Annotated in this window: 21 protein-coding genes; 4 read left to right on the plus strand and 17 right to left on the minus strand. The window is 69.2% G+C overall.

Annotation, left to right across the window (positions count from 1 at the left end):
- Positions 1-1,133: class I SAM-dependent rRNA methyltransferase (locus ACE3SS_RS10530; RefSeq protein WP_374593665.1), on the plus strand; the 1,133-nt coding region annotated here is incomplete at its 5' end.
- A gap of 20 nt (positions 1,134-1,153) precedes the next feature.
- Here ACE3SS_RS10530 and ACE3SS_RS10535 read toward each other — a convergent pair.
- The 16 genes from ACE3SS_RS10535 to ACE3SS_RS10610 form a co-directional block, all read right to left on the minus strand.
- On the minus strand, positions 1,154-1,855 hold the full coding sequence (locus ACE3SS_RS10535) for a Crp/Fnr family transcriptional regulator (RefSeq protein WP_374593667.1): 702 nt from the start codon (positions 1,853-1,855) through the stop codon (positions 1,154-1,156).
- 51 nt (positions 1,856-1,906) lie between these two features.
- Positions 1,907-2,872 (minus strand): cation diffusion facilitator family transporter, encoded by a 966-nt coding sequence (locus ACE3SS_RS10540; RefSeq protein WP_374593669.1) that lies wholly within the window; start codon positions 2,870-2,872, stop codon positions 1,907-1,909.
- Entirely contained in the window at positions 2,869-4,266 is a 1,398-nt protein-coding gene (locus tag ACE3SS_RS10545) for an ATP-binding protein (RefSeq protein ID WP_374593704.1), read from the minus strand. The genes ACE3SS_RS10540 and ACE3SS_RS10545 overlap by 4 nt, the downstream gene beginning before the upstream one ends.
- Positions 4,266-4,934 (minus strand): winged helix-turn-helix domain-containing protein, encoded by a 669-nt coding sequence (locus ACE3SS_RS10550; RefSeq protein WP_374593671.1) that lies wholly within the window; start codon positions 4,932-4,934, stop codon positions 4,266-4,268. Before ACE3SS_RS10550 ends, ACE3SS_RS10545 begins: the two co-directional genes overlap by 1 nt.
- A gap of 19 nt (positions 4,935-4,953) precedes the next feature.
- Positions 4,954-5,685, minus strand: coding sequence for a cytochrome b/b6 domain-containing protein (locus ACE3SS_RS10555; RefSeq protein WP_374593673.1), 732 nt, complete (start codon positions 5,683-5,685; stop codon positions 4,954-4,956).
- A gap of 7 nt (positions 5,686-5,692) precedes the next feature.
- Positions 5,693-6,265 carry a diheme cytochrome c gene (locus ACE3SS_RS10560; protein ID WP_374593675.1) on the minus strand — a complete coding sequence of 191 codons (573 nt, stop codon included), beginning with the start codon at positions 6,263-6,265 and terminating at the stop codon, positions 5,693-5,695.
- A gap of 8 nt (positions 6,266-6,273) precedes the next feature.
- Positions 6,274-6,690, minus strand: a complete 417-nt coding sequence (locus ACE3SS_RS10565) for a DUF1924 domain-containing protein (RefSeq protein ID WP_374593677.1) — start codon at positions 6,688-6,690, stop codon at positions 6,274-6,276.
- A 78-nt stretch (positions 6,691-6,768) separates the two neighbouring features.
- Positions 6,769-8,277, minus strand: coding sequence for an efflux transporter outer membrane subunit (locus ACE3SS_RS10570; RefSeq protein WP_374593679.1), 1,509 nt, complete (start codon positions 8,275-8,277; stop codon positions 6,769-6,771).
- 45 nt (positions 8,278-8,322) lie between these two features.
- Positions 8,323-9,753, minus strand: a complete 1,431-nt coding sequence (locus tag ACE3SS_RS10575; protein WP_374593681.1) for a bifunctional enoyl-CoA hydratase/phosphate acetyltransferase — start codon at positions 9,751-9,753, stop codon at positions 8,323-8,325.
- A 13-nt stretch (positions 9,754-9,766) separates the two neighbouring features.
- On the minus strand, positions 9,767-11,719 hold the full coding sequence (locus ACE3SS_RS10580; protein ID WP_374593683.1) for a PHA/PHB synthase family protein: 1,953 nt from the start codon (positions 11,717-11,719) through the stop codon (positions 9,767-9,769).
- 27 nt (positions 11,720-11,746) lie between these two features.
- A complete protein-coding gene (locus ACE3SS_RS10585; protein WP_374593684.1) occupies positions 11,747-12,886 on the minus strand; it encodes an ABC transporter permease in 1,140 nt (379 codons plus the stop codon).
- Positions 12,886-15,756: a ribosome-associated ATPase/putative transporter RbbA gene (gene rbbA / locus ACE3SS_RS10590; protein ID WP_374593686.1), complete on the minus strand. Its 2,871-nt coding sequence runs from the start codon at positions 15,754-15,756 to the stop codon at positions 12,886-12,888. Before rbbA ends, ACE3SS_RS10585 begins: the two co-directional genes overlap by 1 nt.
- Entirely contained in the window at positions 15,753-16,790 is a 1,038-nt protein-coding gene (locus ACE3SS_RS10595; protein ID WP_374593688.1) for an HlyD family secretion protein, read from the minus strand. Before ACE3SS_RS10595 ends, rbbA begins: the two co-directional genes overlap by 4 nt.
- A gap of 129 nt (positions 16,791-16,919) precedes the next feature.
- Complete coding sequence (locus ACE3SS_RS10600; RefSeq protein WP_374593690.1) at positions 16,920-18,290, minus strand: putative bifunctional diguanylate cyclase/phosphodiesterase; 1,371 nt, start codon at positions 18,288-18,290, stop codon at positions 16,920-16,922.
- 132 nt (positions 18,291-18,422) lie between these two features.
- The gene (gene dmeF / locus ACE3SS_RS10605) at positions 18,423-19,427 is read right to left on the minus strand and encodes a CDF family Co(II)/Ni(II) efflux transporter DmeF (RefSeq protein ID WP_374593692.1); all 1,005 of its coding nucleotides are present in this window, start codon (positions 19,425-19,427) and stop codon (positions 18,423-18,425) included.
- A gap of 54 nt (positions 19,428-19,481) precedes the next feature.
- Positions 19,482-19,859, minus strand: a complete 378-nt coding sequence (locus tag ACE3SS_RS10610) for a DUF4345 domain-containing protein (protein ID WP_374593694.1) — start codon at positions 19,857-19,859, stop codon at positions 19,482-19,484.
- Between the two features lie 250 nt (positions 19,860-20,109).
- On the opposite strand from ACE3SS_RS10610, the gene ACE3SS_RS10615 reads away from it, so the two are divergent.
- The gene (locus ACE3SS_RS10615; RefSeq protein ID WP_374593696.1) at positions 20,110-20,775 is read left to right on the plus strand and encodes a TetR/AcrR family transcriptional regulator; all 666 of its coding nucleotides are present in this window, start codon (positions 20,110-20,112) and stop codon (positions 20,773-20,775) included.
- Here the strand turns inward: ACE3SS_RS10615 and ACE3SS_RS10620 are convergent.
- Positions 20,751-22,226: a DUF4139 domain-containing protein gene (locus ACE3SS_RS10620; protein WP_374593698.1), complete on the minus strand. Its 1,476-nt coding sequence runs from the start codon at positions 22,224-22,226 to the stop codon at positions 20,751-20,753. The genes ACE3SS_RS10615 and ACE3SS_RS10620 overlap by 25 nt on opposite strands.
- A gap of 138 nt (positions 22,227-22,364) precedes the next feature.
- Here ACE3SS_RS10620 and ACE3SS_RS10625 point away from each other — a divergent pair, with 138 nt between their 5' ends.
- Positions 22,365-23,585 carry a PAAR domain-containing protein gene (locus tag ACE3SS_RS10625; RefSeq protein ID WP_374593700.1) on the plus strand — a complete coding sequence of 407 codons (1,221 nt, stop codon included), beginning with the start codon at positions 22,365-22,367 and terminating at the stop codon, positions 23,583-23,585.
- A 153-nt stretch (positions 23,586-23,738) separates the two neighbouring features.
- Positions 23,739-24,107: a hypothetical protein gene (locus ACE3SS_RS10630; protein WP_374593702.1), complete on the plus strand. Its 369-nt coding sequence runs from the start codon at positions 23,739-23,741 to the stop codon at positions 24,105-24,107.
- Positions 24,108-24,283: the final 176 nt, after the last annotated feature.

The raw sequence follows: 24,283 nt of genomic DNA on the forward strand, positions 1-24,283 counted from the left end.
CCTGGGTGTTCCAGGGCAGCATTGAAAAAGGCAAGGCGGACGCGGGCGAGACGGTGCGCGTCGAGTCGCACGACGGGTGCTTTCTGGCGTGGGCGGCGTACAGCCCCGAGAGCCAGATCCGCGTGCGGGCCTGGAGCTTCGACGAGGCAGAGCGCATCGATGCGGCGTTTTTCGAGCGCCGCATCGCGCAGGCCCTGAAGCTGCGCGAGCGGTTGGGCATTGCCGCGCACAGCGACGGCGTGCGGCTGATCCACGGCGAGGCCGATGGCCTGCCCGGCCTGATCGTCGATCGCTACGGCGACGTGCTCAGCGCGCAATTCCTGAGCGCCGGCCCCGAGCGCTGGAAAGGCGTGATCGCCGACGCGCTGGTGGCGGCCACCGGCTGCGCGCGGCTCTACGAGCGATCGGACTCCGCCGTGCGCGGCCTCGAAGGCCTGACGCCCGTGGCCGGCTGGTTGCGCGGCGAGGGCGACACCGAGGTGACCATTCGCGAGCATGGCTGGCGCCTCACGCTCGACGTGGCCGAGGGCCACAAGACCGGCTACTACCTCGACCAGCGCGACAACCGCAAGCTGTTTGCCGACCTGGTCAAGCAGTTCGGCTGCCAGCGCGTGCTCAACTGCTACAGCTACACCGGTGGCTTCAGCGTGGCGGCGTTGGCCGGCGGCGCGACCGACGTGACCAGCGTCGATTCGTCGGCCCCGGCGCTGGCGCGGGCCACGGCGCACGTCGCCCTGAACGGCTTCGGCGCCGCGCGCCACACCGCGCTCGACGCCGACGTGAACGGCACGTTGCGCCAGTTCTTGAAAGACGGCCAGCGCTTCGACGCCATCGTGCTCGATCCGCCCAAGTTCGCACCCAGCGCGGCGCACGCCGACCGCGCGGCGCGCGCCTACAAGGACATCAACCGCCTGGCTTTCAAGTTGCTCAACGAGGGCGGCCTGCTGCTGACCTTCTCGTGCTCGGGCGGCGTGGGGCCGGACCTGTTCCACAAGATCGTGGCCGGCGCCGGCATGGACGCCGAGGTGGACGGCTACATCGTCAAGCGGCTCGAAGCCTCGCCCGACCACCCGACCACGGTCACCTTCCCCGAGGGCGAATACCTCAAGGGGCTGTTGGTGGTGCGGCGCTGAGCGCGCCGCCGCTCAAAGGCTCACTCGTTGGCGTAGGGCTGCAGGGCTTGCGTGTCGCATTGCAGGCGGCCGCGGCTTTCGCGCACGGCGCCGTCGCGCTTGAAGGCGGCCATCACGCGGCTGGTGGTCTCGGTGGTGAGGCCGAGCAGCGCGCCCATGTCTTCGCGGGTGAGCGAGTGGCATTGGCCTTCTTGACTGCGCGCCGCGAGGTGCAGCAGCAGGCGCGCCACGCGGCCGCGCGCGCCGCCGGTCGAGAGCTGGGTGATGACGAGGTCGGCCTCGTCAACGATGCCCTGCCAGCGTTGCAGGAGCCGGGCATAGCGCTCGGGCTGGACTTGCGCCATTTCTTGCAGGGTCAGCGCGCTTGCAGGGCACACGGTGGTGCGGCCCAGGCAGCTGGCGGTGTGGTGATAGCGGCCATTGACGAGCAGTTCGAGCCCCATGACGTCGCCCTCGCGCAGCACGCGCACGATGCGCTGCGTGCCGTTGGGCAGTCGGCGGGTCAGCTTGACCATGCCGCGGCAGACCGCGTAGAGCGTGGCGCCTGGCGAGCCTTCGGTGTACAGCTCGGCGTCGGGTTCGAGGGCCAGGGGGCGCGGCTGGTCGGCGGCGGACAGCGGCAGCAAAGGCACCCCAGCCGGAGCAGCCAGCAGATGCACCGTGCACTGTGAGCACGGTTTGCCGTCGGTGCGGAGGTCTTCGTTGCGTACGGGCTTGAGCATGGGCCGAATGTTTTCATACCTTGCCCGGGCCGTGGCGCCCAACCCACGTCTTTATTGCGGTAGATCAAATTCGGCGCGACGCACGCGCACCGGGTCGACGTGGGTCATCACGCGCAGCACCATCGGCAGCCGGGCCTTGGCTTGCGCGGCGGCGGCCGCGGCGATGTCGTGGCCTTGCTCGACGTTGAGCGTGCCGTCGATCTCGAGGTGCACGTCCACCGCGATCAGGTCGCCCATCTTGCGGGTGCGCAGATCGTGCAGGCCCAGCACGCCAGGCGTGGCGAGCAGCTCGGCGCGGATCTTTTCGATGTCTTCATCGCTGGCGGCGCGGTCCATCAGGTCGTGCAGCGCGTCCCACGCGAAGCTCCAGCCCATCTTGCTCACCATCAGCCCGACGATCAGCGCCGAGACGGGGTCGAGCAGCGTGTAGCCCAGCAGGTTGCCGCCGATGCCCACCGCCACCACGAGCGACGAAGCCGCGTCGGAGCGGGCGTGCCAGGCGTTGGCGATCAGCATGCTCGAGCGCAGCCGCTCGCCCACGCGCAGCATGTAGCGAAACAGCAGCTCCTTGGCCACCAGGGCGCCCAGCGCCACCCACAGCGCCACGGTGTGCACCTGGCTCACGGCGTGCGGCGCCTGCAGCTTGTTGGCGGCCGACCAGAGCATGCCCACGCCCACCGCGAGCAGCAGGCCGCCGAGGGCCAGCGAGGCGGCGTTCTCGAAGCGCTGGTGGCCGTGCGGGTGGTCGTCGTCGGCTTCCTTGCGGCTGTGGTGCGAGGCAAACAGCACCACGAAGTCGGCCAGCAGGTCGGACAGCGAATGGATGCCGTCGGCCACCAGGCCCTGCGAGGCCGAGAACAGGCCGATCACGATCTGCACGGCCGAGAGCACCAGGTTGACGACCACGCTGACCAGCGTGCTGCGCCGCGCGGCGGCGTGGCGCTCGGGGGTGTCTTCTTCGTGGTCGTCCTGGGCGAGCAGCGGGTGGACGGACGGGAAACCGGGGTCGTTGTTCATGTTGTCGTGGTGGATGAGGGCATGGCGACCGGCCAGGTCAGCGTGACCTGCAAGCCGCCGAGCGCGGGTGAGCGCGCCACGTCGATCTGCAGGCCGTGTAACTGCGCGACGCGCCGCACGATGGACCAACCCAGGCCGCTGCCGGGCTGCTCGTTGCCGAGCACGCGGAAGAAGCGCTCGCCGAGGCGGGCGCGGTCGGCGTCGCTCAGGCCGGGGCCGCTGTCGGCCACCTGGCAACGGGGCTGGCCCGCGTGGGCATCAATGCGCAATTCGATGCGTGCGCCAGCGGGGCTGTAGCGGCAGGCATTGTCGAGCAAGTTGCGCAGCAGCACGCTCAGCAAGGCCTCGTGCCCGACCACGGCACTGGGCTGGTCGGCGTGCAGTTCGAGCTGTTGGCGCCGGGCCAGCGCCTGCGGGGCCACCTCGGCCGCCACGCGTCGCGCCAGGGCGGCGAGGTCGAGCGCTTGCGGGGCGGGCGCGCCGTCGCTGCCCTCCACGCGGGCCAGCGTGAGCAATTGCTCGACGAGGTGCGCCGCGCGATCGCAGCCGGTCAGCGTGGCCGACAGCGCGCGCTGTCGCTCGGCGTCTTGCGTGGCCGCCTGCGCCACCTGGGCCTGCATGCGGATGGCGGCGATGGGCGTGCGCAACTCGTGCGCGGCGTCGGCAGTGAAGCGGCGCTCGGCTTCGATGAGCTGGGCGATGCGCGCGAACAGCTCGTTGAGCGCCGCCACGAGTGGCGCGAGCTCGGCCGGCGCCTGGGGCAGGTTCAAGGCCGTGGTGGCCTGCGGGGCGCGCTCGATCACGGCCTGGCGCAATTCGCGCAGCGGGCCGAGGCTGGCGCGCACGGCCACCCACACGGCCAGACCCAGCAACGGCAGGGCCAGCGCCAGCGGCGCGAGCTGGCCGCGCAGCACGGCGCGCAAGATGGCGTCGCGCGCGTCCAGCCGCTCGCCGACCCACACCTGCGAGCCCGGGTCGCGGCCCGGCGCGCCGAACACGCGCCAGCGCACGCCATCGTGCTCGACGCTGCTGAAGCCGCTCGCGGCGGTGGCGAAGGGTTGCTCGGGCGCGGTGCCCGAGCGCGCCACGAGCTGGCCGTCCTGCCAGACCTGGAAGGCCACGCGCGGGGCGTAGCGGTGCAGCGTGGCGGCGGGGTGGCGCGGGTCGTCATCGTCGTCGTCGGCATGGCCGCGGCTGTGTCCGCGATGGTGATCGCGTTCGCCGCCTTCGGACTGCCGGCTGATGACGAGCGCGGCCGCCTGGGCGAGGTGGCCGTCGAGCAGTTCGTCGAGCTCGTGCTGCGCGCCGAACCACGTCCAGGCCGCGGCCAGCAGCCACACCGCCACGGCCACGCCCAGCACGCCCGCCAGCAGGCGGCCTTGCAGCGAGCGCATCACGCCGCGGCCCCGGTGGCGATGGCGTAGCCCACGCCGCGCACGGTCTGGATCAGCTCGGTGCCCAGCTTGCGCCGCAGCCGGTGGATGTGCACCTCGACGGCGTTGCTCTCGACCTCGTGGCCCCAGCTGTAGAGATGCTGTTCGAGCTGCTCGCGCGTGAGCACGCGGCCGGCGCCGAGCATCAGCGCCTGCAGCAGGTCGAACTCGCGGGTGGACAGGGTCACCTCCTGCCCGTCTTGCAGCACGCGGCGCGTGGCCGGTTGCAGCACCACGTCGCGGGCATGCAGTTCGTCTTGCACCTGGCCGTGGGCGCGGCGTACCAGCGCGCGCAGCCGGGCCGCCAGCTCGCTCAGGTCGATGGGCTTGATCACGTAGTCGTCGGCGCCGAGGTCGAGCCCCTGCACGCGCTGCGGCACGGCGTCGCGTGCGGTGAGCACCAGCACCGGCGTGGCGAGGCCCTGGGCGCGCGCGGCGCGCAGCACGTCGAGCCCGTCTTGCCGGGGCAGGCCGAGGTCGAGCACGGCGGCGGCGTAGCTGCCGCTGCACAGCTCGCGCTCGGCGGCCACGCCGTCGCGCACCCAATCGACCGCGAAGCCGAGCTGGCGCAGGCCGGCGCACAGGCCGTCGCCCAGCAGGGGGTCGTCTTCAGCGAGCAGGACGCGCATGGTGAGTCAGTTAAGGGCTTCAGTCGTCATCGTGGCCGCGCTGCGAGTGCGTGACCGCCGTGGGGTCGGCCGCCGGCGCGGTCTGCCAAGCGTATACCCAGTAGCCGGCCACCGCCATCGCGATGAGCAGACCCAGCCAGATGCGGTTGCGCTTGACCACGTCGGGCCCCGCGCCCGGCTGGCGTCCGGTGATCATCGTGGCGACCAGATTGGTCTGGCGCAGCACGCTGCTGACGACGATCAGGCCCAGGTGCCCGAACACGGTGGCCAGCGCGGCGTTGGCGGTGAACTCGTGGAACTCGCTCATCCACTCGCCGCCGATCTCGGCGTAGGTGGCGTAGCCATTGGCCGCGCTGAGCACGCTGAGCCCCAGCAGCGCCCAGATCGCCAGCGTGTTGGCCACGTGCTGCGTCTGCAACCAGATTGACGCCAGGGGGCGCCCGGCGCGCCAGCCGCGCCACACCTCGGGCAGGGCGCGCAGCTTGCGCCACTGCGCCGACCAGCGCGCCTGCGGCGGGCCGATCAGGCCCCACACGAGGCGAAAGCCGATCAGCCCGGCCATCGTGTAGCCCAGCGTGATGTGCACCAGGCGCCAGCGCTCGCCCTCGCCGGTGAGGTAGGCGCCGGCGAACGAGGCGGCCAGCAGCCAGTGGAAGACGCGCGTCGGGGCGTCGATGAGCAGGCGGCGTCGCGTGGCCGTGGATGGGGACGCGACCGGGGTGGACGGCAGCGGTGAAACGGTGGTGTTCATGACAGGCTCACTGTTTGGGGATGCGAACGGCGTGTTCGCTGAAATTGGGCTGACCATCGGCGCGCTGCGCGTGGCAGGCCATGCAATTGGCCGCGCTCTTGATCGACGGCCGCTGCCAGACGCGCGCGCCGATCTCGTCGTGCTCGTGCACGAACCACGCCGAGCGCGTGATGCGGTCTTGCGGCGGCGCTTCGGCGGTGCGTCGGCTCGGCGCGGTCTTGGCTTGTGTAGCCAGCCAGGCGCTCAGCTCGCGCACCGTGGGCGCGTCGAGCGCGGCGTTGGTGCCGTAGTGCTTGTCGAGCGAGCCCATGATGCGTTGCCACGAGGCCGGCGGCAGCATGCCGGGCGGGTAGGCCAGGTGGCAGCCGGCGCACTCTTGTTGATAGAGCTTGTAGCCCGGGCTGCTGACCATCTGGGCCGATTGCGGCGCGCGGTCGCGGTGCTCGTGTTCGTCATCATCGTCGTCGTCCGCGCGGCTCACGCCGCTCGCAATCAGCGCGCCGACGCCCAGCAGCAAGGCGGCTGCCAGCCACGCGGGGCCGCGTCTGGATCGATGGGCTGAAGTGGTGTGGTGGGTCATGGCTCGCCTCACTGGATGCTGATCAGGTAGGCCATCACGTCGGCCTTTTCACGGGCGCTGCATTCGCGTTGCAGCACGTCCTGGCAATTGCGGCGAAACCACTTCTCGGTCTTGCGCGCGTCGGTGAAGCGCTCGGGGTTGAAGGCGGGCGCCAGCGGCTGCAGCGTCTTGCCGGTGCTGGCGTGGCGGCCCGGCGTGCTGGGCGGGCTCTGGTGGCACGAGGCGCAACTCCACTCGCGGCCGTGCTTCTGCGTGAAGAACGTTTGGCCGCGCGCTGCGTTGCCCGGCGTGCCGGCTTGCGCGGCGTATTCGGCCAGCTTGTCGGTGGCCGGCCCGGTCGTGGGGCCAGCGGCTTGCGCCGCCGTGGTGGCCGCGCTCAACGGCAGCAGCGCTGCCCAGCAAAGAATCTTGATCCAGCGTCGCATGTGACACCTCCTAGTGGTGTCATCGTGGCGCCGGCAGATTAAGTGCGGCTTACCGGGGCAGGCAGTGGCGCCGCCCGCTCAGACCTTGCCCGGCACCCAACCACCGCCGATCGCCTTGTAGAGCAGCACGGTGGTGACGGCGCGGGCCGTTTCGGCCTGGATCAGATCGTCCTCGCTTTGCAGCGCGCGCAGCTGCGCTTCGAGCACGGGTTGCAGCAGGCCGGTGCCTTCGTCGAACAGGCGGTCGGCGTGGCGGGCGCTGTCTTGCGCGCTGCGGGTGGACTGCGCCAGCAGCGTGGCGCGGGCGTCGAGCGCGTGGCGGGCGCTGTAGGCGTTCTCGACGTCTTCGAGCGCGTTCAGCACGGCCTGCTCGTATTGCGCGGCGGCGGCATCGAGCCGGGCGTCTTGCGCGGCGATGTTGGCGCGGATGCGACCGGCCTCGAACAGCGGCAGCGTCACGCCCACGCCCCACGAGGTGAAGGTGCCGCCGGTGGTGCCGACGCCCGAGATGTCGATGTGGCCGTCTTGCGCCAGAAAGCCGATGGTGAACTTGGGGAACAGCTCGGCCTTGGCGCCGCCCAGCCGCGCGGCTTGCGCGCGCACGACGTTGGCGCTGCCGCGCACATCGGGGCGGCGCTCCAGCACGTCAGACGGCAGCACGCGTGGCAGGGCGTCGAGCGCGGGCAGGTCGGTGGTGCCGGTAGGCAGACTGGTTAGCGATTGCGGCGGCTGACCGGTCAGCACGGCCAGGCGACGCAAGCGGGTGCCCAGCAGCAAGTCGAGCGGTTGGCGCTGCGACTGCAGGGCCTCGACGATGCTGCGGGCGCGGTCGATGTCGGATCGATTGGCCTGCCCGGCCTCGAAGCGGCCTTCGGCGTAGCGCTGCAGGCGTTGCGCGGTGGCGATGCTGCGTGCGAGCACGTCGCGGCGGCGCTCGATGCTGCGGGCCTCGAAGTAGTTGGTGGCGATGTCGGACACCACCATCATCTGCGCGCCGTGCAGGCGTTCTTCGTAGCCCAGCGCGGCCTGGCGGGCCGCCTCGGCATCGCTGCGGCGCGCGCCGAAGATGTCCACCTCCCAGGCCGCAGCCAGACCGCCCGTGCCCAGCGAGGTCATGGGCAGCGAGACGTTGCTCGGCAGCGGCACCGGCAATTGCGCGGTGGAGACCGGCGGCAACTGCGTGCCGTTGGGCAGCGTGATGCCGGGCAGGCTGCCGCTGGGCACGCGCTGATCCAGCTTGGTCTTGGCCACGCCGCCGACCGCCTCGATGGTGGGGTACAGGGCCGACTCGGCCTGCGTGACCACGGCGCGCGCTTCCTTCACGCGGTCGAGGGCCATGCGGATGTCGGTGTTGGCTTGCAGGCCGCTGTCGATCAGGCGAGTCAAGGTGGGGTCACCCACGCCGTCCCACCAGCGGGCCAGGTCGGTGGTCGTGCCGCCCGCCGCGCCGCTTGCCGCGGCGAACGCGGCGGGCACCGCCACCCCCGGGTCCACCTTCACCTCGACCGTGGTGCAGGCGGCCAGGACGCTCAGGGCGCTCACGGTCAGCAAGGTGGTGGGCAGCAGGGGCAGGCGGGTCACGGACATGATCGATTCGAGCGAGGGCGGAGTGAGGCGGTCAACGTGGGCAGCTTAGTCGCCCGCGTGGCCTTGCGCGGCGGCCCAGGTGGGCGAGGTGGCCAGCAGCACGGCGATGGCGGCGGAGGCGATGCGGGTGCGTTCGTCGTCGGCGCGGCTGGTCAGGATGATCGGCGCACGCGCACCGAGCACGATGCCGGCGGCGTCGGCGTTGGCCAGGAAGGTGAGCTGCTTGGCCAGCATGTTGCCGGCTTCGAGGTTGGGCACCACCAGCACGTCGGCCTGACCGGCCACGGGCGACTCGATGTGCTTGGTGTGCGCCGCCGCCAGGCTCACGGCGTTGTCGAAGGCCAGCGGACCGTCGAGCACGCCGCCCTTGATCTGGCCCCGGTCGGCCATCTTGCACAGCGCGGCGGCGTCGAGCGTGGAGCTGAGCTTGCTGCTCACGGTTTCAACGGCCGACAAGATGGCCACGCGGGGTGCGTCGATGCTCAGCACATGCGCCAAGTCGATGGCGTTCTGCACGATGTCGCGCTTCTCGTCGAGCGTGGGCAGGATGTTGATGGCCGCGTCGGTGATGATCAGCGGGCGCGGGTAGTCGGGCACGTCCATCACGTAGGCGTGGCTGACGCGGCGGCCGGTGCGCAGGCCGTGCTCGCGGTGCATGGCGGCGTGCAGCAGTTCGTCGGTGTGCAGGCTGCCCTTCATCAACGCGGCGGCGTCGCCCGAGCGCACCAGCGCCACGCCGCGCTCGGCGGCCAGGCTGGGGGTGCTCACGTCGATCAGCTCCAGCTTGCTGATGTCGAGCTGGTTGGCTTGCGCGACGCGTTGAATGGCGCTGGCCGGCCCGATCAGGATGGGTTGCAGCAGCCCGGCCTCGGCGGCTTCGACGGCGCCGATCAGCGAGGTGTCGTCGCAGGGGTAGACCACGGCGGTACGCACGGCCGGGCGGTCCTTGCAGACTTCGAGCAGGCGGTCGAAGCGCGCGTGCCGCTTCAAGCGCACCTCGGGCAGCGGGGGCACCTCGCGGCGCACCTTCTCGGTGGGCGCCATCACCTCGGCCACGCCGGTGATGACGGGCTTGCCTTCGGCGTTGGTGCAGGTGCAGTCGAACACCACGATGTGCTTGTCGGCGCGCTTCTCGACGGCCTGCACCGTGACCGTGATCACGTCGCCCAGCCCCACCGGGCGCAAGAACTTCAGCTGCTGGCTCAGATAGATGGTGCCGGGGCCGGGTAGCTTGGTGCCCAGCACGTTGCTGATCAGCGTGCCGCCCCACATGCCGTGGGCGATGACCTTGTGAAACGGCGTCTCGCGGGCGTAGGCCTCGTCGAGGTGCGCCGGGTTGACGTCGCCGCTGAGCACGGCGAAGAGCTCGATGTCGTCTTTGGTGAGGGTGCGCGTGAGGCGGGCCGATTCGCCCACTTCGATCTCGTCGAAGGTGCGGTTTTCAAGCACGAGCGGCGCCGGGTTGAGGTGGTTCATGGCGGGCGTCCGATCAGGCTTCGAGCACGTAGCTGCCCGGGGCGTCGGGCAGGTTCTGGTTGCCGTTGAGGCCCATGCGCGGCGGCGCGACCTGGCCGCTCGAATGCGCGGCCAGCCACTGGTGCCACGCTGGCCACCACGAGCCTTCGACGCGCGGGGCGTGTTCCTTCCAGGTCTCGGGCGGCTCATACGGCTGGTCGGCCGGGCGGTGCTCGATGCGGTAGTGGCGGTGCGAGTTCTCGATCTGGCTGACGATGCCGGCGTTGTGCCCGCCGCTGGTCAGCACGAAGGTCATGTCGACCGGCAGCAGGTGCATCTTGTAGACCGACTTCCAGGGCGCGACGTGGTCGGTGTCGGTGCCCACGGCGAAGCAGGGCACGTGGATGTCGGTGAACCAGATCGGCGCGCCGTCCACCTCGTAGTGGCCGGTGGCCAGCTCGTTGCGCAAGAAGAGCTTGTTGAGGTATTCGCTGTGCATGCGATAGGGCATGCGCGTGGTGTCGGCGTTCCAGGCCATCAGGTCGTTGGGCGCGTCGCGGCGGCCCAGCATGTATTCCTTGAGCATGCGCGACCAGATCAGGTCGTTCGAGCGCAGCAACTGGAAGGCACCGGCCATCTGCTTGCCTTCGAGCACGCCTTGCTCCCACATCATGGCCTCGATCAGCGAGACCTCGCTCTCGTTGATGAACAGCAGCAGCTCGCCGGCTTCGGTGAAGTCGCCTTGCGCGGCCAGCAGCGTCATCGAGCCCAGGCGGTGGTCGCCCTCGCGGCCCATGGTGGCGGCCGCGATCATCAGCATCGTGCCGCCCAGGCAGTAGCCGGCGGCGTGGATCTTCTGGTTCGGCACGATCTCGGACACCGTGTCGATGGCCGCCATCACGCCCAGGCGGCGGTAGTCGTCCATGCCGCGGTCGCGGTCGATCGAGGTGGGGTTCTTCCACGAGATCATGAACACCGTGTGTCCCTGGTCGACCAGGTACTTCACCAGCGAGTTCTCGGGCGACAGGTCGAGGATGTAGTACTTCATGATCCAGGCCGGCACGATCAGCACCGGCTCGGCATGCACCTTCTCGGTGGTGGGGCTGTACTGGATCAGCTCCATCAGGTCGTTCTGGTAGACCACCTTGCCGGGCGTGACGGCCACGTTCTCGCCGACCTTGAAGGCCTCGACGCCTTCGGGCGGCAGGCCGCGCACCGAGCGCTGCATGTCGTCGGCCCAGTTGCGCAGGCCGCGCACGAAGTTCTGGCCGTGCTCGTCGGCGGCCACTTGCAGCACCTGGGGGTTGAGCCACGGCACGTTGTTGGGCGAGACCATGTCGAGCAACTGCCGCGCGGCGAACGACGCGGTGCGCTCGGTCTTGCGGCTCATGCCCGGAATGTGATGCGTGGCGCGGTCCCAGGCGCGCTCCAGCGCCAGGAAGTTCTGCGCATACATGTTGAACGGCCAGTGCGCCCAGCCGGGGTGGTTGAAGCGCTTGTCCTTGGGCACGCCGGGTTGACGCGGGTTGTAGCGCGGCTCGGACTCGGCAGCTTCAGGCGCGGCTTGCGCGTCGGCCACCAGCTTGTGGGCCACCTGCTCGGCGTCCAGCGCGGCGGCGTGCCACAGCTCCAGCTGCTTGCCGGGCGCGGCCATCAGGTGCCAGGCCCAATCGAGGTAGGCCAGCGTGGTCTGGATGGGCGACAAGCCGCCGGTGAGGTGCCCCAGCCGCGCGCGATAGGTGCGGTCGAGCGTGGCATAGGCCTCTTGCAGCGAGTGGTCCACGTCGCCCGGCTGGGGCGTCAACGGCACGGCCGGCGTGCGGGCCAGCGGCGTCACCGGCGTGAACTCCGGGGCGGGGCGCGTCACCGCGCGAGACGGTCGTGCCGGCTTGGCGCTCGCCTCGGTGCGCGTGGCGGGGGTGCTGCGCTTGCGGGCAGTCGGGGTTCGAGCCGAGGTGGTAGCGGTGGCGGCTTTACGGGTGGCCATGATGAAACCTCAATCGGTAAAGAGTGATCAACCTTGCCGGGCCAGCATTGAACGAAAGCGTGTCAGGGCGATGAAGAGGAACAGCGCGCCCGCGCCGCTCACCATCAGCAGGTGCGGCCAGACCACGTCCAGCCCCGCCCCACGGTACACCACCGCCTGCGTGAGCTTGACGAATTGCGTGGTGGGCGAGAACTGCACGATGCCTTGAATGGATGCGGGCATGCTCTCAACCGGCGTGGCAGCGCCCGATAGCAAGTACAGCACCACATACACCGGCGCCGCCAGCAAGCCGAACTGCGGCATGGACGACGCGAGGGTCGCCAGCAAGATGCCCAGCGCGGTCACGGCGAACAGATACAGCGCCGTGCCCAGCAGGAACAGGCCCAGCGACTGCCCCAGCGGCGCGGCCAGCGGCACGTCGAGCACCAGATGCACCACGAACCACAGCGACAGCATCACCGCCAGCAGGATCACGCCGCCGTTGGCCGCGATCTTGGCCATCGCGATCTCGCTCGGGCGCACCGGCATCACCAGCAGGTGCTCGATGGTGCCGTGCTCGCGCTCGCGGATCACCGCCGCGCCCACCAGGATGATCGCCAGCACCGTCACGTTGGTGACGATCTGCATCACGCCGGTGAACCAGTGGCCCTGGTTGTTGGGGTTGAACAGCACGCGCGTCACCGAGCGCGTGGGCAGCCGGGCCTCGATGCCGCGCGCGTTGAGGAAGTCGAGCATCTCGCGCAGCATGATCTCGTTGAGGTAGACCACGCCCAGGCCGGCCTGCGTCATCGCGGTGGCGTCCACCTGCAGCGCGACGGACGGCGCGCGGCCCGCGATCACGTCGGCCTCGAAGTTCGGCGGGATGTCGAGGATGAAGATGTAGTCGCCGCGGTCGAGCGCGGCGTCCACCTGCCCGCGGTCGATATCGACCGGCGGCTTGAAGTAGGGCGGCTGGATGGCGTCGCGCAGGCGGCGCGACAGCGCCGAGTGGTCGCCGTCGATGATGGCCACCGAGGCGTTGGCCACCTCGGCCTTCACGCCCTTGGCCGTGCTGTAGATGGCCACCGAGAAGGCGAACAGGATCAGCGCCATCAGGGGCACGTCGCCGAACAGGCTGCGCAGCTCCTTGACCGACAGCCGCGCCACGTTGAGCAGCCAGCGCTTCATCAGGCCTCCTGCTTGCGCACGGCGGCGCGCGCGCTGAACAAGTACAACAGGCCGAAGCCGATCAGCGCGGCGTACATCGGCCCGAAGCTGCCGATACCCAGGCCCTTGGTGAAGGCGCCCAGGCTGATGAGCTGGAACCACGACGACGGAAAGCCCTTGCCCACCCACAGCGCCGCGCCGGTCAGCGTTGAAACGGGGTAGAGCAGCCCCGAGAAGTTGACCGACGGGATCAGGCACAGGATGGCGGTGGCGAAGGTGGCCCCCACCTGCGACTTGAAGAACGCCGAGACCAGCAGGCCCAGCGCCGTGGCCGCGAACACGAAGCACAGCGCGCCGAGCGTGAGCGCGATGAAGCTGCCCTTGAGCGGCACGCCGAGCAGCGTCACGCTCAGGAACACCAGCGTCAGGTAACTCAGCATCGCCAGCCCCACGTAAGGCAGTTGCTTGCCGACCAGAAACTGCCCGACGCTGGCCGGCGAGGCGTAGAGGTTGATGATCGAGCCCATCTCTTTTTCGCGCACCACGCCCAGTGCCGTGAGCATGGTCGGGATGATGATGAGCGCCAGCATCAGCAACCCCGGCGTGAAGGCGTAGATGCTGCGGAAGTCCTGGTTGTAGGTGTAGCGCGGCTGCAGGCTGGCGGGCAGTTGCGGCAGGCTGGTGGCGGTGACGCCCGGCGTGTCGGCGGCCAGGCGCATGGCGTGTTCGAGCACGATGCCGCGCGCGTAGCCGCGCACGTTCTCGGCCGTGAAGGGCTGCGCGCCGTCCACGAAAAAGCCGACCTCGGGGTGGCGGCCGGCGATCAGGTCGCGGCCGAAGCTGGGCGGGATCTCGATCACCAGCACCACGCTGTGCGATTGCAGTCGCGGCGTGATCTCGGCCGCGTCGCGCAGCGGCTGGCGCTGCACGAAGTAGCGCGAGCCCTCGAAATGCTCGATGAAGCGCCGGCTGTCGAAGCTCTGGTCGTGGTCGAGCACCGCGAAGGCCACGTTCTCGATGTCGAACGAAATGGCCCACGCGGCGGTGACGAGCAGGATGATCGGCCCCAGCAGCGCGAAGGTCAGGCGGATCGGGTCGCGCTTGAGCTCCATGCTCTCGCGCCGGGCAAAGGCCCACACGCCGGCCAGCCACGCGTGCAGCCAGGCCAGCGGGTGCGCGGCCGGGCGAGGCCGTGCGCCGCGCGGCGCCACGGCGTTGGCCGAGGCGGCTGAGGATGCGGTTGATGATGCGGTTGATGATGCGGTTGATGATGCGGTTGATGATGCGGTTGATGATGCAGGCGCGTCGGGCGCATCCGGCGCGGCGTCGGCCGTGGCCGCGGCGCGCGCGGCTTGCACGGTGTCGTCGGCCTCTTCGAGGTAGGTGATGAACGCGGCTTCGAGCGTGTCGGCCTGGCGGCTGTCGCGCAGGGCCTGCGGCGTGCCCACAGCCAGCACAGTGCCGCGGTGCATCAGCGAGATGCGGTCGCAGCGCTCGGCCTCGTTCATGAAATGCGTCGAGACGAAGATGGTGACGTGGTCGTCGCGCGAGAGCTGGCCCAGCTGGCGCCAGAACAGGTCGCGCGCGGCCGGGTCCACGCCCGAGGTGGGCTCGTCGAGGATCAGCACTTCGGGCCGGTGCAGGCAGGCGGCGGCGAGCTGCAGGCGCTGGCGGATGCCCAGCGAGAGCTGGTTCGGCGCGGCCTCGGCGTGCTCGACGAGGTCGAAGCGTTGCAGCCCCTGCTCGATGGCCTGCGCGGCGGCCGGGCCTTCGAGCTGGTAGAGCTTGGCGTGCAGCTCCAGGTTCTGCCGCACGCTGAGCTCTTCGTAGAGCGAGAACGACTGCGACATATAGCCCACGCGCATGCGGGTGGCCAGGTCGCCGGCGTTGATGGGCTGGCCCAGCAGTTGCGCGCGCCCGGCCGAGATGTCGAGCAGGCCGGTGAGCATCTTCATCGTCGTCGTCTTGCCGCAGCCGTTGCTGCCCAGGAAGCCGAAGATCTCGCCGCGCTCGATGCGAAAGCTCACGTCGTTCACCGCCACGAAGTCGCCGAAGCGGCGCGTCAGGTGCTCGGCCTCGATGGCGGGCGGGCCGTCGGCGGCGGGGCGCGGCGGGATCACCAGCGGCTCGCCGCTGCCGCGCTTGTCGGGCGGCAGCAGGGCCACGTAGGCGGCCTCCAGCGTGGTGGCGCCGGCGGCTTGCAGCACGGCGGCGGTGGCGTCGCAGGCCAGCACGCGGCCGTCGTCCATCGCCACGAGATGGTCGAAGCGCTCGGCTTCTTCCATATACGCCGTGGCCACGATCACCGTCATGCCGGGGCGCTCGGCGCGCAGGGCTTCGACGAGGCTCCAGAACTGCCGGCGCGAGAGCGGGTCCACGCCGGTGGTGGGTTCGTCGAGGATCAGCAGGTCGGGGTCGTGGACCAGCGAGCAGCACAGCCCGAGCTTTTGCTTCATGCCGCCCGAGAGCTTGCCGGCGGGGCGGTCGCGAAACGGCGCGAGGCCGGTGGCGTCGAGCAGGCGCTGGATGCGCGCCTCGCGCTCGGCCGCGCCCTGGCCGAACAGCCGCGCGAAGAAGTCGATGTTCTCGCCCACCGACAGCGTGGGGTAGAGGTTGCGGCCCAGCCCCTGCGGCATGAAGGCCACGCGCGGCGCGAGCTGCTGGCGAAAGCGCGCGTCGGCCACGTCGCCGCCCAGCACCTGCACGCGGCCGCGCTGGATGGCCTTGACGCCGGCGATGATGGCCAGCAGGGTCGATTTGCCCACGCCGTCCGGCCCCACGAGGCCGATGGTGCGCCCGGCCGGCAGCTTCAGCGAGACGTGCGCCAGCGCGGGGCGCGTGCCGTGGTTGGTGTAGCGGTGCGAGAGATCGTCGATCTCGACGGCGTTCATGGCGCGGGCGCTGTCTGTGTCGGTATCGGCGTCGGCGTCTGTTGCGGCGTCTGGGGCGGCAGTTTCACGGCGAGCTCGGCGGGCCAGGCGGCTGCCGGGTCGATGCGGACGAAGCCGTTGCCGGTCAGCCCGGCCTTCACGTAGGCCGCGTAGTGCTGCGCCACGTCCACCGGCACGCTGAGCTTGACGCGGTACATCAGCTTGTCGCGCTCGGTGGCGGTCTCGACGTACTTGGGCGTGAACTGCGCCTCGGCGGCCACGAAGGACACGCGCGCCGGCACCACGAACTGCTTGGCGGCGTCGAGCACGATGCGCGCCTCGTCACCCACCTGCAGCTTGCCGGCGATCGAGGTGGGCAGGAAGACCGTCATGTAGACGTTGCTGATGTCGAGCAGCGTGGCCACGCGTCCGCCCGACGGGATCACCGAGCCGGGTTCGACCACGCGGTATTCGATGCGGCCGGCCACCGGCGCGCGCAGCGTCATGTCGTCGATCGCCACGTCGATGCGCTTCATCTGGGCCTCGGCCTCGGCGCGGGCGGCGGTGGCTTCGCCGATGGCGGCGGTGGCCACCTTCACGCCGGCCTGCTCGCCGTCGCGCTGCGCGGTGCGGCGCTCGAGCTCGGCGCCCGACACCAGCGCGTCCTGCCGCAGCTTGGCGGTGTGGTCGAGTTCGAGCTGGGCGATGCGCGCCTGCACCTTGCGCACCTCGGTCTCGGCGCCGGCACGGGCCATGGCCTGCTCGGCGCGCTGGCGGGCGGCCTCGACGGCAGCGCGCTGTGCCACCAGCTCGGTGCTGTCTTGCCGCGCGACCACGTCGCCGGCCTTCACGAGGTCGCCCTCTTTGATCGGCAACTCGATGATGCGGCCGGGGTATTTGGCGGCGATTTCAATGCGCTCGACTTCGAGCCGGCCGTTGGCCCGCATCAGGCCGTCGGGCACGCGATCGCGATGCAGGTTGACCCAGGTGGCCCAGCCGGCCGCGCCCAGCAGGGCCACCACGCCCAGACCCCAGGCGACTCGTTTGTTGTTCATGACAGCGAAAGACGGTTTTGACGCACTGCAACATCATGAGCGCGGCGGCAAAACCGCGTCAAGCCGAGTCCCTGATGCACATCATGAGAGTAGGCCAAAGGCCACACCGTGTCTCGAAATGGAGGGCTGCTAGCGGCTTGCGCGGCGATCGATGTAGGCCATGAAGCCGTCCGCCGGCAGCGGCTTGCCGAAGAGGTAGCCCTGAAAGGCGTGGCAGCCCAGGCGCGCGAGGTGATCGTGCTGCTCGGCGGTCTCGACGCCCTCGGCGATCACGTTGAGGCCGAGGTCGCGGCCCAGGTTGACCACGGTGCGGGCGATGGCCGCCTCGTTGGCGTCGGTGAGCAGGTCGCGCACGAAGGCCTGGTCGATCTTCAGCTGGTCGAGCGGCAGGCGCTTGAGGTAGGCGAGCGACGAGTAGCCGGTGCCGAAGTCGTCGAGCGAGAAGCCCACGCCGTGCGCCTTGAGCGCGGTCATCTTGGCGATGATGTCTTCGACGTCGTTGACGAGCATGCTCTCGGTGAGCTCCAGCTTGAGCCGGTGCGCGGGCACGCCGCTGCGCTCGACCACGCTCAGCACCTGCGCCACGAAGTCGGGCTGGCGAAACTGTCGCGCGCTCACGTTCACGGCGAGCATCAGGTGCGCCGTGTGCGGCTGCCGCGCCCACGCCATCAACTGCGTGCAGGCCTGCTTGAGCACCCAGTCGCCCAGCGGCAGGATCAGGCCGGTCTGCTCGGCCAGCGGAATGAACTCGCCGGGCAGCACCAGGCCGCGCTGCGGGTGCTGCCAGCGCACCAGCGCCTCGGCGCCGATCACCTCGCCGTGCTCGCCGACTTGCGGCTGGTAATGCAGCACGAACTGGCCTTCGACGAGCGCCACGCGCAGATCCGATTCGAGCGCGTTGCGCGCGGCCACGTCGGCCTGCATCAGGTGCAGCGCCAGGTACAGCGTGATGAGCGACAGCCCGTTGTTGACCCAGGTGCCGCCCACGCGCAGCGAGTCGGGCAGCGCGTAGGCCGTGCTCAGACCGCCCGAGGTGCTCGCCAGCACCAGGAAGGTGGCGAAGAACCCCAGCGCCACGCCGTGATGCAGCCAGGGGTGCTCGTTGCTGCGCAACAGCAAATGGGCGCAAACGCCCAGCGCGATCAGGAAGTGATGAGTCGAGCGCGGCACCTGCGCGCTGGGCAGGTCGAGCAGCAGGCAGATGCCGCAGATCACGATGTACAGGGTGACCAGCAGCACCAGCGACGCCGGCAACATCCGTTTGCGGCGGGTCAGTGCGAGCGTGCCCAGCCCGGCACCGATCAGTACCGCGTCCACCAGGGTGATCGCCCACTGTCCTCGCAGCACGAAGAACCCGCCCCAGCCCAGCCCCACCGCGATCAGCAACCCGCTGCCCAGCAGCAACAGCAGTTCCACGCGACGCTGGTGCCGCGCGCCCAGGCTGCGCCGATCGAGCCCTTGGCGGGCGTCGGTGACGAAGGAGGGGAAGGCGGGGGGCATCGGGGTGGGGCAGCGGGCGACTCGAACAGTATCGGTACGCCGCCTCCCTCGTTGAACGCCGTCGCGGCTCGCCGAGGGCGCGCGCTCGAGCGGGGTGTGAAATAGTGGACGCGCCCGCCGCCGCCGCGCCGCTCAGCCGGTCTCGGACTCGCCCGCTTCGCAGAGGTGGATCTCGATGGTGGCGTGCACGATCTCGTCGTGCTCGGCCAGCCACGCGCGGATCTGCCCAGGGGTGAGCGCGCGGTCGTGCGTGACCACGCCGAGGGCGCACGAGTAGGCGGCCCGGCCGACGCGCCACACATGCAGATCGGTCAGCTCGGTGTGGCGGGCCGCGCCGTGGCGGGCGACCACCTCGCGGATCTCGTCCACCACGGGGTGATCCATCTCGCGGTCGAGCAGCACCTTGCTGGTGTCGGCGATCAGGCTCTTGGCCCACAGCGCCACCACCACCGAGCCGACCAGCCCGGTCACCGGGTCGAGCCAGCTCCAGCCCCACAGCCAGCCGCACACCAGCGCGCCGATGGCCAGCACCGAGGTGGCCGCGTCGGCCAACACGTGCACGTAGGCCGACTTGAGGTTGAGGTCGTGCTGGTGGTCGTGGGGGTGGTCATGGGGGTGACCGTGATGGTGATCGTCGTGGTGGCCATGCCCGTGATCGTGCCCATGGTCGTGGCCGTGATGATGGGCGTCGCCCAGGATCAGCGCGCACACCAGGTTCACCAGCAGGCCGATCACGGCGATGATGATGGCCTCGCGGTAGTGGATGGGCTGCGGCGCAATCAGCCGCTCGACCGAGCCGACGGCCATCAGAGCCACCACGCCGAGCAGCAGCACGGCGCTGGCAAAGCCGCCCAGCACCTCGATCTTCCAGGTGCCGAAGGCATAGCGGGGGTCGCCCGCGTGGCGCCGCGCCGTGGTGTAGGCCAGGGCGCTCAGGCCGATGGCGATGGCGTGCGAGCTCATGTGAAAGCCGTCGGCCAGCAGCGCCATCGAGTTGAACCACCAGCCGGCCGCGATCTCGATCACCATCATCGCGAGGGTGATCCAGGTCACGAGGCGCGTGCTGCGTTCGGCGGCCGCGTTGCCGCGGTCGAACTGGTGGTCGTGGCGCCAGGCGCCGAGGTCGTGGGTGTGCATCCCGGCAGTGTAGGCACACAGCCTGACTGACGGGTGACCAGGGCGATGCGTCGATCAGTCGGGGCGCCGGATCATCAGCCAGGTCAGCACGGAGAACACCACCTCGACCACCAGATACGCCAGCAGCAACGGGTGCGGCAGGCCGTCGGTCAGCAAGCTCACCACGCGCCCGCCGCCCAGGCCCGCCACGAAGGCGAGCTGGCTGTAGAGCGCGGCCTGGCGCAACTCGGCGCGGCGTGCGCCGATCACCCAGAACAGCGCCATGGCCAGATACAGCCCCATCACGGCGCGCAGGATGTGCGCGGTGTTGACGTCTGCCACGGTGATGCCGAACAGCAGCTTCATGCTCTGCACCGGCATGGCGCCGTAGCTCAGGGCGAGCAGGGCCACGCCGGCGGCGCAGGTGAGGAGATAGGCTTGTCGAAGATTCATGGCGTGATGGGTTCGGGTGGCGAAGCGGCGAAGCAGCGGGCATGGCGTCTGGAGGCTCAGGCGGCGAGGGCGGCGATTGCCTCACGACGGGTCACCATGGATTGATGGGGCGCATTATTTGCCATCAATGGACACAATGTCCAGACTGCTTGTCTTGGTGCTTTCCCCTTGCAGCGCGGGCTGGTTCGCGTCACCTCGCTTGCTAACATGCCCGGCGCTTTTTGCGCGCCAGCCTGCCACCTCCCACGCCATGCCGTCCATCACCCGCCGAGCCAAATCGCGCGCCGCCGTGCCCGCCGCCAACGTCGAAGAGCTGCTGCTCGGGGCCATGGAGCGTCTGCTCGCGGCTGGGCAGAGCTTCACGTCGGTCAGCGTGGAGGAGCTGGCCCGCGAGGCCGGCATCGCGCGCTCCACGTTCTATCTGCACTTTCGCGACAAGGGCGAGCTGGTGCAGGCCTTGATGCAGCGGGTGATGAGCGAGGTGCTGGCAGCCGTGGCGGGGTGGCTGTCAGGCCCGCAACTGGCCGACCGCGCCGACTTGCGCGCCGCGATCAGCGGTGTGGTGCATGCCTACCAGCAGCATCGCGCCGTGATGCTGGCGGCGGTCGAAACCGCAGCGTACGACGCCGAGGTGGCGCGCATCTTCTACGACAAGATGAATTTCATGGCGCAGCAGACGCGCCAGACCATTGAAGACGTGGCGCGCGCCAAGGGCGCCACGGCGCCGCTACCCGAGGTGTCGGACATCCTGGTCTGGGCGCTCGAGCGCAGTTGCCATCAGCTGCTTGGCAACAAGACGCCGGCCGAGGTCGAGCGCGTCATCGACGCGCTCACCCACGTCAGCTGGCATGCGCTCTACGCGCCCGATGCGCTGGGCGCGCCCGCTGCGGCTTACCAGCGCACGCGGGCCGTGTAATCGAGCGCGGCGCTGCCGCCGGCCGGCACGGTGATGAACCACGAGAGCTGGCGCGACGAATCCTTCACGTGCCGGGCGCTCTCGCTCGTCACCTCCCAGTCGCCCGGCAGGGTTTCGAGCACGTGCACGGTCACGGCTTCGTCCTTGGCGTTGCGCAGGTCGATGCGGTAGCTGCTTTCGCTCACGTAGTTGTTGGCGTTGCCGCTGATGCGCTTGAAGTTGGTCTGCTTGCGGTCGGCCGTGATGTCGAAGGCCTCGCCCAGGCGCAGCCGCACGGTCTCGTTCTTGGCGGTGTGCTCGATGCGGTCCTCGCCCACGAACTGCGCCGCGCCCTTGCTGTCCTTGGCGTAGACGCGCACCACGCCGGCTGGCAGCGGCTTGCCCATCGCGCCGCCTTTGTTGTCGCTTTTGTTGTCGAACTGAACAAACACAGAGGGCTTGAGCTTCTGCCCGATCAGGCCGGGCTGCGCCTCGCGGTAGTAGTAGTCGGAGCCGGTCAGCAGGTATTCGCGCTTCACGGGCACGTTGGCGGCCGACAGCAGTGCGAGCTGCTTGGTCTGGTTGTCGGCGATCGAGGTCGGGCGGTCGAAGGTGTAGAGGTGGTTGTCGCCCAGCGCTTCTTCGCGTGGCGCGGCCTCATACGCCTTGGCGCGCATCGGCGCCGCCGCCATCGGGAACACGCCGCCGCGCTCCTGCACGCGGTTGATGTTGCCCGCCACCAGCTGCAGTGTGGCGTTGTCGAATGCCGTGCCGCTCTTGTTGGTCAGCGTGACCCAGCCCGATAGATCGAGCTTCGTGCCGTCGCTCGACAAATTGGCCACGTAGTCGGCGTTCCACGACAGGCCGCTGGTCAGGTAGGACAGCTCCACGTTCTGCTTGCCGCCCGCCGCGTCGAGCAGCACCGACAGCGTCGGGCGGTCGCGCAGGTTGGCAGGCACGTTGTCGAAGGCCAGGCGACCCGGCGCGCCGGTCTCGATGCGGTCGGCAAAGCGCAGCACCGTGCCCTGGCCGGCGGACAGCACCGTGGCCTTCTCGCGCGTCTCGGTGCCCGTGGCGGGGTTGGTGCGAATCACCGTCACCTCGCGGCCCACGTATTTGTCGAGCAGCTTGGCGGGCGTGAGCAGGTCGAAATCGAAGTTCTGCTCCACCAGCTCCAGCGGCTTGCCGGTGGTGGCCTTGAGCAGCGCCGTCTCGGGCCGCATCTGGGCCGACACCTCGCGCAGCGAGAGCCGGTTGAGGCCGCTGGCCAGATCCACGTGGCGCACTTCTTTCACCAGCGCGAGATCGCTGTTGTAGACGGTCACGGCCGTGGCCTCGCGGTCGGCGGCGGTGGAGGTCTGCTCGTGCACCGCCTCGTTGGCGAACGCGGCGAGCGGCAGGGTCAGGCCCGTGATGGCGCAGAGCGCGGCAGCCGCGATGGGGCGGGCGACATGGTGGGTGCGAGCGATCAAGGGGGGCCTCCTGGATGTGGACGTTGAGGAGCACAGCGTACCCGCACCTCAACGCGGTGTCATGGTGAACCGATGACAGCGCAGCGGGGCGCTAGACTGCCCCGCACTCAACAAAACAAAACTCGGGAGGGTGCTGCCATGGGCAGACCATTCATCGTGCTCGGCGACCAGACCGACCACGGCGGACAAGTCATCGAAGCCTCGGGCATGAGCTTCGTGCACGGCAAGCGCATCGCGCGCGTCGGCGACAAGGTCACCTGCCCCAAGCGCGGCCACGGCCACACCACCGTCATCGTTACCGGCGACCCCACCATGGTCGTCGATGGCCAACCCGTGGCCCGCCACGGCGACCAATGCGCCTGCGGCGCCACCCTCATCGCCAGCCAGGGTGTGGCGGGTGCCGGCAGCGCAGCCGCACCCGCCGCACCGCAGCGGCCGAATGTGGAGGCCGAGGTGGGCAAGGGGTTGGCGGTGCAGCAACCGCTGAGGGCGAGGCCAAAGCGTAGCGACAAGATCGACCATGCGGTTTATGCCTTGCGATTTCAGGCGCTTGATGCTGCAACGAATCAGCCCCTGCCAGGCAGCCATTACGTCGTGACTCGAACAAATGGCTCCACCGTTCGCGGCGCCACGGACGCGCTCGGTTTAACGCAAGCGATTGAGTCCCCTCACCTGGAGCAGATAAAGGTTCAATTCGCCTTCACTTCACCAACCGGGCAATCGCTCGACGTCGACTCGATCACCGAGCCCCGTCAGGCAGCCTCTGATCTGAAGCTCGCAGGCTTCGAAACGCAGGCCTCTTTGGCACTCAAATCGAAGACTGATATTCGCGCGATTCCTGTGCGGCTCGACAACCAAGCGGCAACTCGTCAAGCCATCATCGCTTCGCTCAGGCGCGCTGGGCAAGTCTTCAAGACGCGGTCTGACTGGAAGGCTCTGCCAAACAAGAGCTCAGACGGTCCTGACTGGAATCATCACGGCATCGCCTTGCATCACGCCGGCAACAGCTTTTCTTGCCAAGCCGACAGCGCTGCGCAAATTCGCAAGGCCGAGCAGATAGATCAAACATCGTATGGCCACATCAGCTATCACTACGCAATCGCATGCGACGGCACGATTTACGAGGCGCTGGATATTCGACAAAAGGGTGCACACATCAGCAGCGGCAACACCGGTGTGATCGGCATCGTCATGCTGGCAGACCTCAGCGTACATGGCGAAGCCTATCGAGAGGAGTACTCGAATCAGTCGGCATTCGGCAAAGTCCGGGGGGGTCTTCAAATGGTTGCCCGATCAACTGGACACCGCGAACGACGAGCCCCAAGAAAACCAAATCAAGGCGCTATTCGCCCTGGTTAATACACTGCAGCGGCACTTCCCTGTCACCATGCTCGGCGGGCATCGTGAGTTCCAGAAACTCAGCAACGGCGAAGGACGCGCGTGCCCGGGTGCTCACGGAATGATTTTGGTGAACATGCTTCGCAAAGAATTCAAGATCGGCCCGCCAACAAAATGAATCGCCGCATCGCTTACGCCCTGGCAATCGCCCCGTTGATCCTCGTGTCCTCGCTCCTCGTTGGCGTCGAAGAAATCCATCGCGAGCACGGCGAGGTCGCCTATGACCCGTTCATCAAGCATGCGCCATCGTTCACGTTCGTTTTCGAGAACACTGCGCAATGTGGCGAGTGCGATTTGCGCCCATGGAGCCTGATGACGGAAGACGCGCGACAACGCTTTGCAATGTTCTGCTCAGCGCGTTTCGGACTCGACGACGAACACGCCTGCTACAGCATGTTCGAGGCAAAGCAGCCTTCGGCAAGCTCCCCGGCAACATCCCCCACCCTCGTTCGGGCGGGCCGTCGCCAAGGCCCCCGCCGCTAGACTCGTTGACCGCCCCGCCAGCGCACGCGCGCTGCGTCAATGCACGAGGGGCGTTTGCACAAAACAAAACAAAACTCGGGAGGGTGCTGCCATGGGCAGACCATTCATCGTGCTCGGCGACCAGACCGACCACGGCGGACAAGTCATCGAAGCCTCGGGCATGAGCTTCGTGCACG

The sequence above is a fragment of the Aquabacterium sp. genome, assembly GCF_041915145.1.
GTDB lineage: Bacteria > Pseudomonadota > Gammaproteobacteria > Burkholderiales > Burkholderiaceae_C > Aquabacterium.